14 protein-coding genes are annotated in these 14,511 nt (G+C 66.1%); 6 read left to right on the forward strand and 8 right to left on the reverse strand.

Features of this window, described 5'->3' with window-relative positions; all coding sequences use genetic code 11:
- Positions 1-22 precede the first annotated feature (22 nt).
- From PSR88_RS40665 to PSR88_RS40675, 3 genes are all read right to left on the reverse strand, one after another.
- Positions 23-682: a hypothetical protein gene (locus PSR88_RS40665; protein ID WP_016885116.1), complete on the reverse strand. Its 660-nt coding sequence runs from the start codon at positions 680-682 to the stop codon at positions 23-25.
- Between the two features lie 429 nt (positions 683-1,111).
- Positions 1,112-1,621 carry a hypothetical protein gene (locus tag PSR88_RS40670; RefSeq protein ID WP_016885118.1) on the reverse strand — a complete coding sequence of 170 codons (510 nt, stop codon included), beginning with the start codon at positions 1,619-1,621 and terminating at the stop codon, positions 1,112-1,114.
- A gap of 100 nt (positions 1,622-1,721) precedes the next feature.
- The gene (locus PSR88_RS40675; RefSeq protein ID WP_237724244.1) at positions 1,722-2,084 is read right to left on the reverse strand and encodes a hypothetical protein; all 363 of its coding nucleotides are present in this window, start codon (positions 2,082-2,084) and stop codon (positions 1,722-1,724) included.
- A gap of 1,132 nt (positions 2,085-3,216) precedes the next feature.
- On the opposite strand from PSR88_RS40675, the gene PSR88_RS40680 reads away from it, so the two are divergent.
- Positions 3,217-3,501, forward strand: coding sequence for a hypothetical protein (locus tag PSR88_RS40680; protein WP_016885120.1), 285 nt, complete (start codon positions 3,217-3,219; stop codon positions 3,499-3,501).
- Positions 3,502-3,898: 397 nt separating this feature from the next.
- Entirely contained in the window at positions 3,899-4,069 is a 171-nt protein-coding gene (locus PSR88_RS40685) for a hypothetical protein (RefSeq protein WP_157180225.1), read from the forward strand.
- A 271-nt stretch (positions 4,070-4,340) separates the two neighbouring features.
- Here the strand turns inward: PSR88_RS40685 and PSR88_RS40690 are convergent, their stop codons facing one another.
- The 5 genes from PSR88_RS40690 to PSR88_RS40710 form a co-directional block, all read right to left on the reverse strand.
- The gene (locus tag PSR88_RS40690; RefSeq protein WP_029539823.1) at positions 4,341-4,871 is read right to left on the reverse strand and encodes a DnaB-like helicase N-terminal domain-containing protein; all 531 of its coding nucleotides are present in this window, start codon (positions 4,869-4,871) and stop codon (positions 4,341-4,343) included.
- 41 nt (positions 4,872-4,912) lie between these two features.
- Positions 4,913-5,137, reverse strand: a complete 225-nt coding sequence (nrdH, locus tag PSR88_RS40695; protein ID WP_016885128.1) for a glutaredoxin-like protein NrdH — start codon at positions 5,135-5,137, stop codon at positions 4,913-4,915.
- A 32-nt stretch (positions 5,138-5,169) separates the two neighbouring features.
- Positions 5,170-5,559: a hypothetical protein gene (locus PSR88_RS40700; protein WP_029539824.1), complete on the reverse strand. Its 390-nt coding sequence runs from the start codon at positions 5,557-5,559 to the stop codon at positions 5,170-5,172.
- A gap of 80 nt (positions 5,560-5,639) precedes the next feature.
- On the reverse strand, positions 5,640-7,259 hold the full coding sequence (locus PSR88_RS40705) for a ParB/RepB/Spo0J family partition protein (protein WP_016885130.1): 1,620 nt from the start codon (positions 7,257-7,259) through the stop codon (positions 5,640-5,642).
- 88 nt (positions 7,260-7,347) lie between these two features.
- Positions 7,348-7,713 (reverse strand): hypothetical protein, encoded by a 366-nt coding sequence (locus PSR88_RS40710; protein ID WP_016885131.1) that lies wholly within the window; start codon positions 7,711-7,713, stop codon positions 7,348-7,350.
- A gap of 518 nt (positions 7,714-8,231) precedes the next feature.
- Here PSR88_RS40710 and PSR88_RS40715 point away from each other — a divergent pair.
- From PSR88_RS40715 to PSR88_RS40730, 4 genes are read left to right on the forward strand one after another with little or no spacing between them, the layout of a single operon-like run.
- Positions 8,232-8,912 (forward strand): TnsA-like heteromeric transposase endonuclease subunit, encoded by a 681-nt coding sequence (locus tag PSR88_RS40715; RefSeq protein WP_237724245.1) that lies wholly within the window; start codon positions 8,232-8,234, stop codon positions 8,910-8,912.
- Positions 8,909-11,047: a helix-turn-helix domain-containing protein gene (locus tag PSR88_RS40720; RefSeq protein ID WP_016885133.1), complete on the forward strand. Its 2,139-nt coding sequence runs from the start codon at positions 8,909-8,911 to the stop codon at positions 11,045-11,047. The genes PSR88_RS40715 and PSR88_RS40720 overlap by 4 nt, the downstream gene beginning before the upstream one ends.
- Positions 11,044-12,147 carry a TniB family NTP-binding protein gene (locus PSR88_RS40725; protein WP_016885134.1) on the forward strand — a complete coding sequence of 368 codons (1,104 nt, stop codon included), beginning with the start codon at positions 11,044-11,046 and terminating at the stop codon, positions 12,145-12,147. The genes PSR88_RS40720 and PSR88_RS40725 overlap by 4 nt, the downstream gene beginning before the upstream one ends.
- Entirely contained in the window at positions 12,144-14,474 is a 2,331-nt protein-coding gene (locus tag PSR88_RS40730; RefSeq protein ID WP_016885135.1) for a TniQ family protein, read from the forward strand. Before PSR88_RS40725 ends, PSR88_RS40730 begins: the two co-directional genes overlap by 4 nt.
- Positions 14,475-14,511: the final 37 nt, after the last annotated feature.

A 14,511-nucleotide genomic window follows, 5' to 3' on the forward strand; every position in this document is an offset into this window, starting at 1 on the left:
GCCGCCCACTGCGCTTGTGCAGCTAGAACGGAAGATTCGGGTCCTCGGGCGGATTGCGCCGGATCTCCTCGTCGATCATCTCCGCCAACTCGTCCGCGACCGGGTCGTACGCGGTCATCGGCACCGGCTGGTTGTCCTCGATCCGCTGCGCCACCAGCGCCCGCCCCAACTGCTGGAACCACGCCTGCCGATCGAGCCACACCCGGTGCACGATCTGTTCCGCCACCGGCATCGGCCGCACGTTCAGGCTCTTCCACCGGTCCGGATCGTGTTCCCGACGGGCCCGATCCTGCTCCGCCTCGATCCGGCTGTCCGCCCAGGCCTCGAATTCCGTCCTGCGGGCCGCGATCTCCGGTGTCACCTGCGGATACAGTTCCTCGGCGAGGATCATCTCCCGCGCCGCCCGCCACGCCGATTCCTTCGCCTGCACCACGTTCCAGTAGGTCGGGGTCATGCCCCGGTTCGCCTCGGCCCACTGCTCGTGCGCCTGAGTCTCCAGCGGCCCGCTCGCGGACTCGGTCAGCTGCTGCAGGCGCAGAGCCTCCCGGTCGATCCGCTCCAGGTCCTGCGGGGAGGTCGGGTCCAGGCCGAGCCACTCGACCAGAATCCGATGCGTCTCGTCCGCGATCGTCACGTCGATCCCCTCGACCTGCTCGATCGCTTCCTTGCTCTGCGCTTCCATCCCCTGCTCCTTCATCCTCGAAATCGAACGCGCCCTGGTTGACGTTTCCGCGTGCCACTCGACCTCCTCGTCAGCGCCCATCCAGGGCGACACCCCACCCGAAAACGGGGAGTTTCTGAGGTCGATTTTACTACAGAACAACGACAAAAATGGTGCCTGACCTGCACTAATGCCGGATTGCTCGGTGGGTTCAGGAGCTTCGCTGAGCCCCCTGAGGGCGCGCCAGAGCGACGCACACCATCAGCACCAACGGGGCGATAAACAACCCCCCGATACCCGCCATGAACGCCCGTGCGGGGCGGCGATGACGGTTGTACGAGCGGCGAGCACAGACCACCGCCCCTGTGATGGACAACACATTGAACGCGACAAACACGGTGGTGGCGAACGCGTTTCCGTCCATCACGGGGCCAACCTCTCTAGCGGGTGTTAGGTGCCTTCATCGAACCGCACGGGATCGACATCGCTAATCCGGGAGGGACTGCCGGACCCGAAGGCGAAACTTCCGGGGGCGGCAGCCCCGCCGATCGTTGCGCCCGGGATTCCGGCCGCAAACGGCACGGCCCTCCATTGCGCACCCGACAGGGGGCCGCCACCCTCCGCGGCCGCGGCTGGGAAGTCGAGGATCTGAGTAACCGCCTCGATCCGGGTCCATGGCAGTTCGACCTCGATCGTCGCCGGTTGCAGCCGCAGGAGCGAATTGGAGGGATCCAGCTCCCTGGCCTTCGCCAGCAAGCCCGCGAGAGGGTTCTCCACGGTGAACCACGCGGACGAGTCACCGGACTCAAAAACTGAGGTGTGCACGGATCGGTAGCCCTCCAGCGCCTCCAACGCGGCGAGGAACTTGACCTTCTGCGGCCCCAGTTTGGATCGTTCGCTCTCGTCGAGATCGTCGTGGCGGCGCGCCCACGCATCGAAGAGTTCGTTCAGCTCGACCATTTCGACATCGGTGGCGTAGTACGCGAGGTGCGGAATCGTATCGTCACGCCCTCCGCGAGGTGAACAACCTTGGCCATGCCTGCTCCTTCTGGATTCTCGTTCATGCCGTCAGTAGTGAGATCAATTGCCAGACTGCGTGTGCGGTGCTGGCGGCATCGCGCCGGTCGACAGGTCGGTCTGCGACGGTAACCCAGCCCTCCGACGACTCCTCTAACGCTCGGACGAGGAGCGTTCCGGAGATGTCCACAACGGTGAAAAGGATGTCGTGGCCGTCGCCGCTGTGCCAGATCAGGTCGCCGTCGTCGAGCGTGATGTTCGAAGCCAGGGATTCGGTCTCGGCGTGCGAGTCGCTGCGCTCGTGGAACTCGCGCGCCAGCTGCGCCAGTGCCTGTTCGTGGCCGGCGCCCATCGGTTGATGCACCGCCAGCCCTCCCTCGCCGCGCAACGACGCCTGGTCGATCAACAGAACCGTCATAAACCTGCCCTTCCGTTCACGCTTCAGCCGCGTTTCAACTCGACAACTCACCACTTACTCTACATAGAGACCTCTCCAAGTAGAATAGCTACGTGCCGTCCGTTGCTCGTCGGGCACAGAATCTGTCGGACCGCTGGCTGCACTGACCAGCGAAGAAGGGGCTCGACCGCACCGCGTTGTTGAGGTTGGAGCTGCATGTCGCGCATGTCGCGCACCGCGTTGTTGAGGTTGGAGCTGCATGTCGCGCACCGCGTCGGTTGCCGGCCGAGGCGCGCGAAGTGACGCGCGTGGCGTCTTCAGGAACCTTCCAAAATGACGTACGGTCGGACCTGTCGGATAAATGTCAGAGTCAATCTGTACAGTCTGACCAGCACGGAGACACCAGAAAGCCGGGCCTCCCGCGAATTCGGAAACCCGGCTACCTGGCCTTTCTTCAGTGATGTAGGAACAGGTCCACGAGGACTGCCAGGACCCTGGCGGCTGAAGCAAGAGTTGCGCCTCTTGCCCACCAGTCGATGGGGTCCTTCCTCGTCTTACGTGTTCTTTTGACCACTAGTCACCTCCTTAACCTGTCGAGACGGCTCCGTTGTTGGAGCGTCCGCCTAGGGGAGCCGCCTATCTCGGCCGAGTTGGGAGGTGTCGTACTTCCAGCAGGTCACTGTCGGTAACGTCCACAGAGTAGGCCCTCGGACCGACAGCACCGGTCGCCGACGGCGGGTGTCCAAGAAGTCGTGACAGGAGTTACTAGGGGTTGCGCCCTCGGGCTGAGGTCGCCCAGGCCCTGGCCGCCGAGCGGGAACGGGGTATCGAGGTACAGGCCCGCGCACTCAGGATGCTCAAGGCGGTTCACCTCGATACCCCGCCGGCGCCTTCTGGTCCCGACCTCTAACGTCTCGCCAGCTGTCCCAAACACCGCGGTCGTCTTGAGCGCCTGGTCGGACGGTTTGGGCACTAGCAACAGGCGCAACGGTAGAGCACATGGCTCATAGTCACTGGGTGTCCTTAGGACGCCGGGACGCCGCTTACCTTTTCTTGGTCTTTTGGGGGGTCACTCGAAAGAAGAAGTGCGAGGGGATCCGCCGTGGGGTTCGCCTCAGGTGTTGATGGTGGTGAACGCCACATGAGTGCGCACACTGCGGTTCATGACTTTCACAGGCGGCCCCGCAAGGCCCCCGCATATCGCGGCGAGGGCCATGCCCTGCAGTTGTCCGGGACCGCGCTCGTCCTGGTCGGTGTCGTGTCGTCGCTCGCTTCACTCGTGATCTTCGGGTTCGCGAGCCCGCTTTCCTACGTGTCCCTCTCGATCGCAGCGGTTCTGTGCGCGATCGGCGTGCGGCGCAACTACCTCGGCGTCGCCTTCACCGAGATCGAGTGGCGTCTAGGACTTCCGGAGGCCGAGAAGTGACTCCCACTACCGCCCCCAGCGGACGACGAGTTCCAGGAAGCCTCGCCTACGCGTCACGGCTCAAGGTCAACGACTGACGCCAAGATGAGCGGAGGCGGCTCTCGGCTGCCTTCTCCGACAGGACGTCGCCGGCGAGTTCGCAGGTGATGCGTCCTGGGCCGTCCTCCGATTAGGGCGGCGTGCGGCCCTGTCTGGGTAACGGGCTTTGCCAGGTCAGCGATACGTCAGGCAGGTCGGGAGGACCAGGAGACAGTCATGATCGGCATCGTGTTTGACATCCCAGTGTTCGGCGACCCGATCTGGCCACCGGGTGTTTGGTACGTCAACTTCGCCAACTGGTGGAATCAGTTCTAGCCATGTCACCCGGAATGTATGGCCCAATTGGTGACTTTTACGTGTGGTTCGCGACCGTGACCATGCCGGTCTGGTGGCCGATCGTCGAGTGGTGGCAGGCGATGAACTGATGATTGGATTTCTGCCCGACCTGCCCGTCGACATCTTCTCGGCGCCCTATCTATTTCCGGGCTCTGCGTGGATCGCATTCGCGACCTGGTGGAATCAGTTCTGAGGAGTCAGATGATCGGCAATCTGCCTGACCTCCCAGGCTGGTTTTCGGAAGGGGAATCGGCCTTCTGGTTCCCCATCCTTACCCAAATCGCCAACTGGTGGAATCCGTTCTAAGGAGCGCGCAATGATCGGCCTACTGCCTGACCTTGGCTACATGATGTGGCTTCCGCTCGCAGATCCATGGAACAACTTCGTTGATTGGTTCAATCAGCTCTGATCGTTCCGCCGCGGCCGCATGGCGGCAGTCGCTCGTTCGACGTGTTCGCGCCATTTCACAGCTGCCCTCCCCGGATCCTGGTGAGTCGTTCGGTGGCTTCTCGCAGTCGGCGGCCGTGGGCGCACATGTGCTCGAAGAGGTCCCGTTCGGGGAGGCGTTCCGCCGCCTCTGCCAGCGATTGTGCGGCGAGGTGGAATCCGCGGCGGTACGCCTGGGTGATCACGGCGTCGGCGTAGTGTTCGGCTCCGCCGGTTGCCCCGAGTGTCGTGACGTCGGCGAGGGCGGTGGTGAGCTGCTTCCCCTTGTGTCCGGCAGTGCGGCCTTCGCGGCTCAGCATGAGTGCGACGTGCGCCGAATCGTGGGGTTTGCCGGCCGCGACGAGTGCGGCGATCTGGACGTACAGCTCCCCGTAGGTCGGCCGGTCGAAGTCGCCGGCCGTGATCAATGCGGTCACGCGCCGGGCCTCGGCGGGCTGCGCCCACAGCAGCGCGCACAACAGCTGCGCCTCCACGTCCAGGCGCGGGTCGTAATCCATGTCATCAGCCGAAATCGCTTCGTGCGGGTCTGCGGCGAGTGCGGCGCTCATCGGGTAGTCCTCCTGTCGGCGACTGGGTTCCGTGGCGTCCATCAGGCCGCGAGTGCCTTGATGCGGTCGATCCGGAAACCGGACCAGTGATCGTCTCCTGCAACGACAACCGGCGCCTGGAGATATCCCAGGCTCATCACGTAGTCCCGCGCGTCGGTGTCTTCGGTGATGTCGACGATCCGGTATTCGATGCCGTGCTTGTCGAGCTGCAGGTAGGTGGCGTTGCACTGATCGCACGCGGGCTTGCTGTAGACGGTGACGGCCATGAGACTTCCTCCCCTACTTCCACACCTGACGGTCAGGTGGTGGTGTGTTCCTTGTCGAGTTGGGCGACGCGCTGGTGGCTGATTTCGAGGATGGTGGCCACGTCACGCACGGACAGTCCTCGGGCGCGCAGGTCGTGCACCAGCGCGCGTGAGAGTCGCGAAGCCTTCTCCACGGCCCGCTGCGCCTCGGCGCTTCGCTGCTTCGCCTCTGCGATATCACGCAGCACACCCGGATCACCCAGGTCGTAGTCGAGCGTGACCTCCACCTGGTCCGCAGCGATGTCGGTGAGCCGTGCGGCGGCGTCGGCCACCATCGCGGGTATCTGGTCGAGCCGCTTCGCCTGGGTGAACAGCCCGTCCACCTCCGGTGCGTCGACCGCCCACCACTCCCCGGTGCGCACCGCGTGTGCCGTGACCTTCATCATTTCCTGCCCTTTCGACCGCTTCCCTCTAAGGTAAGTCTATCCCCCTAGACTGCTCTAGTCTAGGGGGATAGACACTGCTATTCGTCCAGGTCGAAGACCTGATCCGGGGTCCGTCGTCCGACCATGATTTCCTCGATCGGCGTCAGCGGATGCCCCATTCCCTCAAGGTATTCGAGATAGGCGTCGGTCCCCCTGCGCCGCGATCGCCAGGAGTCCTTGACGATCCGCGACTCCTGGGCGGCAAGGACCAAGGCCAGAGTGAGGACCTGGGCGCGGGATGCGCCGGCCTTGACGACCTGGTCGGCCACGAAATCCGCCTTGCACAGCGACTTGATCGCCAGCACCTCCTTAAGGACTTCGTCCGCCCGATACTCGGTGAGCAGGTGCCCGTCGGCGGCGAGCGTGGTGGCGACGTACGCGGCAGCGGACTTCGGGGGCGTCTTGGCCGCCAACAGACCGCTCAGAAACTTTCGCCTGACGACGGTCGCGGCCTCTGCCTTGAGGTTCAGTGCGCGGACCATCTTGCGCTCACGCCGCACACGCTCCTCAGTCTCGAGTTCCTTCCGCCTGGCCTCGGCCTGGGCTTCGAGCCTCTGAAGTTCCGCCTCCGCACGTGGACCCCCTTCGGTCACTGCAGCGTCCACCCCCGGTCCGCCAGCTCGCACCGCTGCCATCACCGGTGAGAGCTGCAACCCTGCGGCGTCCGGATCGGCGCACACGTACTCCGGGAGCCACGTGTCCTCGATGTTGACGGTATTGACGTGGACCAACCCTTCACCGGCCTCGATGTCGGCCTGCCCCTCGGTGTACCAGTCGATGGCATCCTCGTGGAGCGGCAGTCCGGTCTCGATGTCGGAGATGAGCTGGCCTTTGCTCAGGACCACGGTCCAGTGTTCGGCGTTGGCCTCGACGTTCTCGATGGTGACCTCGTCGCCGTCGCGGGTGCGCAGGTCCGCCATCGCGAGCACGGTGCCGTAGCCGGGGTGCTCGCTCAGAACGAGGAAACCCTTGTCCTCGTACGGTGCGGCCGCATCCTCGAATTCTTCACGGGCGATTCGCGCGGCCCGCAGCTCCTCGGCGGTCGACACCAACCGCCAGCGAGGGCAGTAGAGCAGCTGCTGCACTGCGTCCTCGTCGCCGTCGAACTCTGCGAGGATTGCGGCACTCTCGAAGTCGAGCTGGTCCTCGTCGACGAGGCTGCGGGCGACCTTGGACTTGCCGACCTTGGCCGCCTGCTCCACCCACGCCTTGTCTTCGTGGATGGCCTTGGCGACCTTGGCCACCGAGACACCCAGGTCCAGTAGTTCCGCTGCTCCTGCGGCGCGCTGGCCGGGCGTAAGAGCCAGTCTCTGGTCGTTCGCCTCCATCTGGGCGATCAACCGCTCGGCGTTACGTGCACGCTCGTTCGTGGCGGTGTCCAGGCGCACGATCACCGGAATCGACGTCGCGCCGATCTCGCGCGCCGCGAGCGTGCGTCGTTGACCATCTCGTACGACGATCTGCCCGTCCGCGAGCTGCACGGCGCTGATTGCCTCGAGCACACCGTGGTCGCGGATAGATTCCACGAATTCGGGTGTCTCGGACAGGTCGACCTGGTCGCGGACGTTGGCGCCGATGTCGAGAGCGTACGGGTCGAGACGGACGAACATCTCGCCGTCGATGATCTCGGCGACGGGGCCGTTCTGAATTGCAGTCATGCTGGTCTCTCTCCTAGGATTCGGATCCAAGACACCGGGCAGGTACCAACTGCCCGGTGTCTTGTGTTTTCCGGTGGTGCTGCCGCTGTTAGCTGGTCGCGGACCAGTCATGGCCGGGGAGTCCGAGGACGCTTATCCACATCTCTCCCCCTTGGTGCTCGACGTGCTCCGAGAGGTGGATCAGGCGAACGACGGCCGCGCGCTCCTCGTATCCCAGTGCGTCCAGCAACTCGACGAAGCGGTCGACGTCGCGGCAGCCGAGACGAGCGACCTGCCGGGCAATCGACTCGTCCGCGAAAATCTGGGCAAACCTGTCTGCGGACTCGCAGATGTTCAGAATGTCGTACACCTTGTGTGCCTTTCGTTCGGAATGTGCCTGAGCCAGTTCGGCGCGAGCGACGTCAGGACTGCTGCTGATGACTCCGTTGACCACGAAATCGTTTGTGCCGCTCACAGTTACCTCCAATTCGGACCAGGACACCTGCCGCGCCCTGATCGTTCTTTTTGCCTTGCTGGCAAGGAGAGTCGGATCGGCGGTATCAGGACGGGGTGCAACCCCCTGGGCAGAAAGTTTCTCTGCGAGCGAAGCGAGTGCGGGTTGAGAAAGTTTCTGAGCTTTGCCGGCGCAGCCGCCAGGGGGTTGCGGCCCGGCCGCCGTCGATCAGGATCGGAAGGCCAGCACGTCAAACGAACGAGTTCTTCAACAGGGCGGAGCGCAGCGGAGTTCGTGTAGGGTCTCGAGAACCTTGGCCAGATCTCACGCGAGATGGCCACTCGGTGGCCAGTTGGCCATCTGGGTGAGATTGTCTCGGCGTGGCTGCGTGGTGAGAGCGGATTGCGGGTGGATGATCCAACCGAGTACTTCCGATGCGGGGAGATACCGCGATGGGGAACGCTACGGTCGCTGGATCGGCGAGAACGCGTGCCGGGTCGTCGAATCTGGGTGCGGCGCAGCTGTCGCGCCGCCACGTAGTGGACGGCGCCGAGGAGATCCGACCGCTGGCTGAGGTCGCGGTCGATGACATTGTTGCCTCCGCGCCATGGCGGACCTTTCGCTGGCATGGAGGTCAGCAGCACTATTCGGGTACCTATTGGGCTGCGAGCGAGTCCGGTCTTGTGATCTACGAATCGCGGTTGGAGCTGGCACGTCTGATTTTCGCGGACTTCGATGTGGAGGTGCAGCGCATTGCCGCGCAGCCGTTCCTGCTGAGGTGCCCGGTCGATGGCAAGGAACGCCGGCACATTCCGGACTACCTGCTGCTGACGAATACCGGACCGGTGATCGTGGATGTGAAACCTCGCCGGCGGTTGGCGTCGAAGACCGTGGCGTTCACGTTCGAGTGGACCAGGTCGGTGTTGACCGCGCGGGGATGGCGCTACGAGGTGTGGAGCGAGCCGCCTCCGATCGAGCTGGAGAATGTGCGGTTCCTCGCCGGCTATCGGCGGGCGTGGTTCTTCGATCCGGATGTGCTGGATGCGGTGAGATGTGTAGTGCGGGAGGGGATCAGGATCGGAGAAGCACTGCCTGCGGTGTCTGCCTATCCGGAACCTTTGGTACGGGCGGCGCTGTTTCATCTGCTGTGGCGGCAGGAGTTCCGAGTGAACCTGGCGCAGAGGTTGACCGCTGCCAGCGTGTTGCGGACCGCGTCATGAGTGGCGCAGCGGCGCGGGTCGGTGTCGGGACTCGGTTCATCTACGACGGTGAGATCGTCGAGGTGATCGAGATGATGGCAACCGCGGCGAGTAATGAGGTCGTGCTCAGAACCAAGACGAACGGTCAGATCCGCCGCATCGCCGTTCGAGAGCTGCTGACCTCGGAGAACGTGCGGGTGATCCCCGAGGAGGGCGGGCCGTCCTCCGACGATCCCGGCGAGTTGTCTTCCGTTGTGACGGCGATGCTGACCGAGCCCGACCGCATCCAATTGCTCGAACGGGCTGCGCATGTGCGCGAGGTGCTGACCGGGTACAGGTCGGGTTCCGCGCAGTTGTCTGTGCCGGGCGAACCGCGCGCCGAGTACGACCCGGCGGTGCCGTTGACGAGGCGGTATGCGGCGAAGGCTGAAGAGCTCGGGATTGGGGTGCGGACACTGCGGCGCTGGGTCGGTGACTATCGCCGCGGTGGTGAGGCCGGCCTCGTACCGGGCAGAGCGGCCGGGAATGGGCCGATGGAGCACCGCGACCAGCGCTGGGTCGAGACGGCGTTAGAGGTGATGGTCGAGCACACCGATCAGTCGCGGCCGTCACGGACGATGGTGATCGAACGGGCGAATGCCCGGGTGGTGGCCCGGTTCGGGGCGGGTGTGGTGCGGCTGCCGTCGCGGGCGACGGCGTTTCGCATACTCGAGGACCTGGAGCGGCGGCACCCGACGTTCCGGTTGAGCACCAAACGCAACCGGGACATCGCGGCCCGACCGGACGAGCCGTACGGGAAGCTGCGCCCGACCCGGCCGGGTGAGTACCTGTTGATGGACACCACGCGGCTGGACGTGTTTGCCCTGGACCCGGTGACACTGCGGTGGGTGCAGGCGGAATTAACGATCGGGATGGACTGGTACACACGCTGTGTCGTCGGGATCCGGCTCACACCGGTGTCGACGAAGGCGGTCGACGCGGCGGCCACGTTGTATCAGGCGTTCCGGCCCCGACCGGCGGGCAGGGACTGGCCCGCGCACGCGGTGTGGCCCGAGCACGGGATTCCCCGGTCCCTGCTGATCGACCCCTCGGCGATCAACGGGCCGATCGCCGGGGCGGCGTCTCCGGCGCTGGCGCCGGAGACCATCGTGATCGACCACGGAAAGATCTACGTCTCCGAACATCTGACCAGTGTGTGTCAGCGGATGGGGATCTCGATCCAGCCGGCCCGGTTGCGGACCGGCCGCGACAAAGGGCCGGTGGAGCGGTTCTTCCGCACCCTCCGGGAGGACCTGTTGCAGGCGCTGCCCGGCTACAAGGGCCCGGACGTGCATTCGCGTGGGGCGGCGCCGGAGTCGGAGGCGTTCTTCTACCTCGACGAACTGGAGGCGATCATCCGGGAGTGGGTGGCGGTGGTGTACCACCACCGGCCGCACGAGAGCCTGCTCGATCCGCATCTGCCGGCGGTGAAGATGTCGCCGGCGGTGATGTTCGAGCACGGCATCGCCCGCGCCGGGTACATCGAGGTCCCGCGCGACCCGGACCTGGGGTACGAGTTCCTCAAGGTGGAGTGGCGCACCCTCCAGCACTACGGGTTCGAGGTGCACGGCCGCCGGTATCACGGCGACCTGCCGCCCGGGTGCCGCGACGGCGCCAGCCCGTACCCGGACCGGGGCAAGGGCAAGGGCCGGTGGTGGCCACTACATGTCGACCCGGACGACATCACCCGGATCTACCTGCGGGATCCGGCCTCCCGGCGGTGGTACCCGCTCAAGTGGGAGCACGCCCGGTCGATGCAGATGCCGCTCAGCGAGGACGCGTTGGCGTTCGCGCGCCGGTTGGCGAAGGCGAAGTACACCTACCCCGATGACCGGATCGCGGTCGCCGACCTGCTCGAGCGGTGGAATCTCGGCCTCGGGTCGAGCATGAGCGAGCGGCGCATGGCGTTGCGTATGGCACGCGAGGACGCAGCACTCGACCTCGAGCCGGACGGACCGACAGACCCGACTGGACTGCCATCGGTGACGCGGCACGACGCGGCGGCGCCTGTCGACACCGCGCAGGACGGTAAGGACATCGGTGACGACGACGCCGAGGACGAGCCGGACCGGCCCGACGACGGAGACTTCTACGCCGATGCGCTGGAGTACCTGTGACGATCGCACTGATCCGGCAGCACCTGCAGGACTACGCGCCGCTGGGCAACGTGGCGCTCTCCCGCAAGGAGGGGTGGCGCGATTTCGCCGACGCCCCTTCCCTGGTCGCGCCGCAGGTGCTGACCCGCACGCAACTGAGAGCGCTCAGCGCGGACGACGCCGAGGTCTACAACCATTTTCGGCAGCTGTGGCACGCGAACCTGGGCCCGATCCGGACCCCGCAACTGACCGCGCTGCACGAGCAACTCTCGACCGTGGTCGACAGCAACCTCCAGTTCGGCGACAAGGCCAAGGGTGCGGTCGCGATCGACGCCTACCCCGGCCTGGGCAAGACGACATCGGTGCTGGCGTTCGCCAAGAAGTTCCACCGCCGCGAGATCCGGATCAAGGGCACCCACACCCGCGACGGGCACCAGCGGTGGCCGGTGTGCCGGGTCGGGTTGACCGGCAACACCGGCCTCAAGGAGTTCAACCGAGCGATGCTCGAGTTCTACGCCCACCCCGGGATCACCCGCGGCACCAGCGCCGACCTGTCCCGCCGCACCCTGGACTGCGTGACCTCCTGTGAGACACGACTTCTGGTGGTCGATGATCTGCATTTCCTGCGCATGCACGCCACCAGCGGCGTGGAGATCAGCAACCACTTCAAATACATCGCCAACGAGTTCCCGGTCACCGTGGTGTTCATCGGCGTGAAGCTGGCCGAACGCGGCCTGTTCGCCGAGGCGCAGACCGCGCGGCGCACCACGCTGGTGGGGATGCGGCCGTTCGTCATCGACACCGACGCCGGCCGCCGCGAATGGCGGACCATGCTGCTGGCGATCGAACAGGGACTGGTGCTCGCCGAGAAGTACCCCGGCATGCTCGCCGACGACCTCTCGGACTACCTGTTCACCCGCAGCACCGGCCACATCGGGTCGCTGATGGTACTGATCAACCGCGGCTGCCACCGCGCGGTCGCCACCGGCCGCGAACGTCTCAATGCCGAGGTACTCGACGCCGTCAGCAACGACGAGGACGCCGAGACCGCGCGGCGCGAACTCCAGGCCGCCCTCGAGGCGCGCCGCATCACCACCCGGCCGACCCGTCGCCGCCGATGACCGGGGTGCGGACCCTGCCGATCCGGGTGGCCCCGTTGCCCGGGGAGGCGATCGATTCCTGGCTCGAGGCCATCGCGCACCGCACCAGGACGCCGTTCGTCGACCTGGACAAGGCCCTGCGCCCCGACGACAGCGCTGCCGCCGGCAGGGTTCGGCGCCCGCACCTGTGGCCGATGCACCTGCGTCCAAACGACGTGGAGACCATCGCGGCGGCGGCGGATCTGCCCGCGGCCGCTGTCGAGGCGATGACCTTGGTCCGCTACGACGGCGTCGCGCTGTCCCTCGAGATCCGGAAAGGACGGTCCGGGGGCTGGCCCTGGGGTAACGGGCGCCGATCCCGGTACTGCCCAGACTGCCTCGCCGACTCCGGCGGACGGTGGCAACTGCAGTGGCGGCTGGGGTGCGTCTTCGCCTGCACCGAACACCACTGCCTGCTGGCGGACACCTGCCCGCACTGCGAAAGCGTCCAACGGTGCCGCCGTCCCCTCCGGGAGGTCGTGCCGAGTCCGGGCCGCTGCGCCCACCGGAGTGCGGACACCGCACGCCCACGTGGACTCACCCGGTGCGATGCAGACTTGACCTCGGCACCGGTGATGCGGTTGCACCCGGATCACCCGGCGATCCGGGCCCAGCAACGCGTGCTCGATGTCCTCACCGCCGGCCAAGGCACCTTCGGTGTGTACGCAGACCACTTCGTCGCGACCCGCGTGGTGCTGGCCGATCTGCACGCCATCGCATCCCGCGTCCTCGTCTACGGCAGCATCGAGGAGATCGCCGATCGGGTTCCCGCCGACCTCGCCCACGCATTGGCCCGGATTCGGTCAGCGCCCGCACCGGAAGCACCGGCATTGCGTCGATCGGAGCTGTCCGGAGCCGACGGGGCGATCGCCACCGCCGCCGCGGTGACGACGGCCATGACGGTGCTGGATCGGCCCGACATCGCCGGTGCCGGCGAGGCGTTGCGGTGGCTGGTGCACGGTGGTCGGCGTCTGGGGCTGCCTGTCGACGCCGGAACTATATGCGACTGGGGCAGCGCCACCAGTACAGTGTTGGCGGCCATCCAGCTCGCCGCGTTGCGGCCGCTGTTCGTCCGCGCCGTCGATCAGTTGCGGTACCGCAGCGCCGCCACCCTCCCGAGCTACCCGTCCGCGAGCGCCACCACCGTGAACGACGCCGCCCGCCGCATCCCGACCCAGCTGTGGCCGGAATGGTCACTGCGGTTCACGGTGGCCCCGTGCAGTCCGGCGCAAGTCCGGCCGGCCCTGTCGGTAGCTCTGATGCTGGTGGGCACCACAGTCAGGCTCGGTGAGGCCGCCGACCGCCTGGGATCGGCGGTCCGCGCGGACGGGGTCACCCGCACGCTGGCATGCCTGCGGAACTCCCCTCGGTGGGACGACAGCCTGATCGCGTTGACCCGGCTGGCGGATCACCTCGCCGCGGAGCCGCCTCCGATCGACTACGACCGGCGCCGCCACCTGGACTATCGCGCACTGCTACCCGACGAACTGTGGCACAAGATCTGCCGCCGAACCGGAACACCCCCAGGCGCCGGCCAGAAGGCGGACTTCGCCCGCTGCCTGCTATTCGAACGACTCAGCGGGCTCCCCGCGTCCCGGTCCCCATTCCTCGCGGCCGGTGACGACGTCCGCGCGAAACTGTCCGGATTCCCGCGCACACTCACCCCCGCACTGGCTGCGTTACTCGACGAGGCGGCCCACCAATTCCTCGACGACCAGGGACTGGGCAAGGAACCGGTTGCCTGGCATCCACCCCTGCATCTGCTCGATGGGCTCGACCTGCCCGGACCCGATCCGGGCGCAGTGGACCTCGCCGCCCTCCACGACCTGACCCGCCGCGAACACACCTCCCTGTCCGAGATCGCGCGGCAACTTGGCACCACCCTCGACGTGATCCGCTACCTCCTCGAAAACCATCCCGCACCCGCATCGCCCACTGCCGCAGAGCGGTTCGGACAACGCGCAGCCCAGACCGCAGCAGAGGAAGCATTGAGTCGGACGCAGTTCGTCGACCTCTACTGTGTGCAACGCCGCACCCTCGCCGAGATCGCCGCGATGATCGGCGTCAGCAGGAAATCGGCAGGCCGGCTGGCACGACACCACGGCATCACCCCGGCCGTCGGAGGGCCGCCGGTCGATCCGGCATGGTTCCACGACCAGTACGTCACCCAGCGACGAACACTGCGGGAACTCGGGCACGAGGTGGGACGCAGCGTGCCGCGGATGAGCCGGATCGCGAAGCAGTACGGCATCCCGATTCGCCCGCCGACTGCTGCCGGTCGTGCGCGTCACCTGAGCGAGTCGCACTGATTAGGGCAACTTGCGTCGATCGCGTCGTCGGGATCCG

The sequence above is a fragment of the Rhodococcus sp. DK176 genome (assembly GCF_038447315.2).
Taxonomy (GTDB): domain Bacteria; phylum Actinomycetota; class Actinomycetes; order Mycobacteriales; family Mycobacteriaceae; genus Rhodococcus_F; species Rhodococcus_F jostii_A.

Excerpts from the sequence above, each read along its gene's own strand:
- PSR88_RS40700 (WP_029539824.1), bottom strand. The coding sequence starts at position 5,559 with ATGAAGGTCACGGCACACGCGGTGCGCACCGGGGAGTGGTGGGCGGTC.
- PSR88_RS40730 (WP_016885135.1), top strand. The coding sequence starts at position 12,144 with ATGACCGGGGTGCGGACCCTGCCGATCCGGGTGGCCCCGTTGCCCGGG.
- PSR88_RS40680 (WP_016885120.1), top strand. The coding sequence starts at position 3,217 with ATGAGTGCGCACACTGCGGTTCATGACTTTCACAGGCGGCCCCGCAAG.
- PSR88_RS40670 (WP_016885118.1), bottom strand. The coding sequence starts at position 1,621 with ATGGTCGAGCTGAACGAACTCTTCGATGCGTGGGCGCGCCGCCACGAC.
- PSR88_RS40720 (WP_016885133.1), top strand. The coding sequence starts at position 8,909 with ATGAGTGGCGCAGCGGCGCGGGTCGGTGTCGGGACTCGGTTCATCTAC.
- nrdH (WP_016885128.1), bottom strand. The coding sequence starts at position 5,137 with ATGGCCGTCACCGTCTACAGCAAGCCCGCGTGCGATCAGTGCAACGCC.
- PSR88_RS40665 (WP_016885116.1), bottom strand. The coding sequence starts at position 682 with ATGGAAGCGCAGAGCAAGGAAGCGATCGAGCAGGTCGAGGGGATCGAC.
- PSR88_RS40705 (WP_016885130.1), bottom strand. The coding sequence starts at position 7,259 with ATGACTGCAATTCAGAACGGCCCCGTCGCCGAGATCATCGACGGCGAG.
- PSR88_RS40690 (WP_029539823.1), bottom strand. The coding sequence starts at position 4,871 with ATGAGCGCCGCACTCGCCGCAGACCCGCACGAAGCGATTTCGGCTGAT.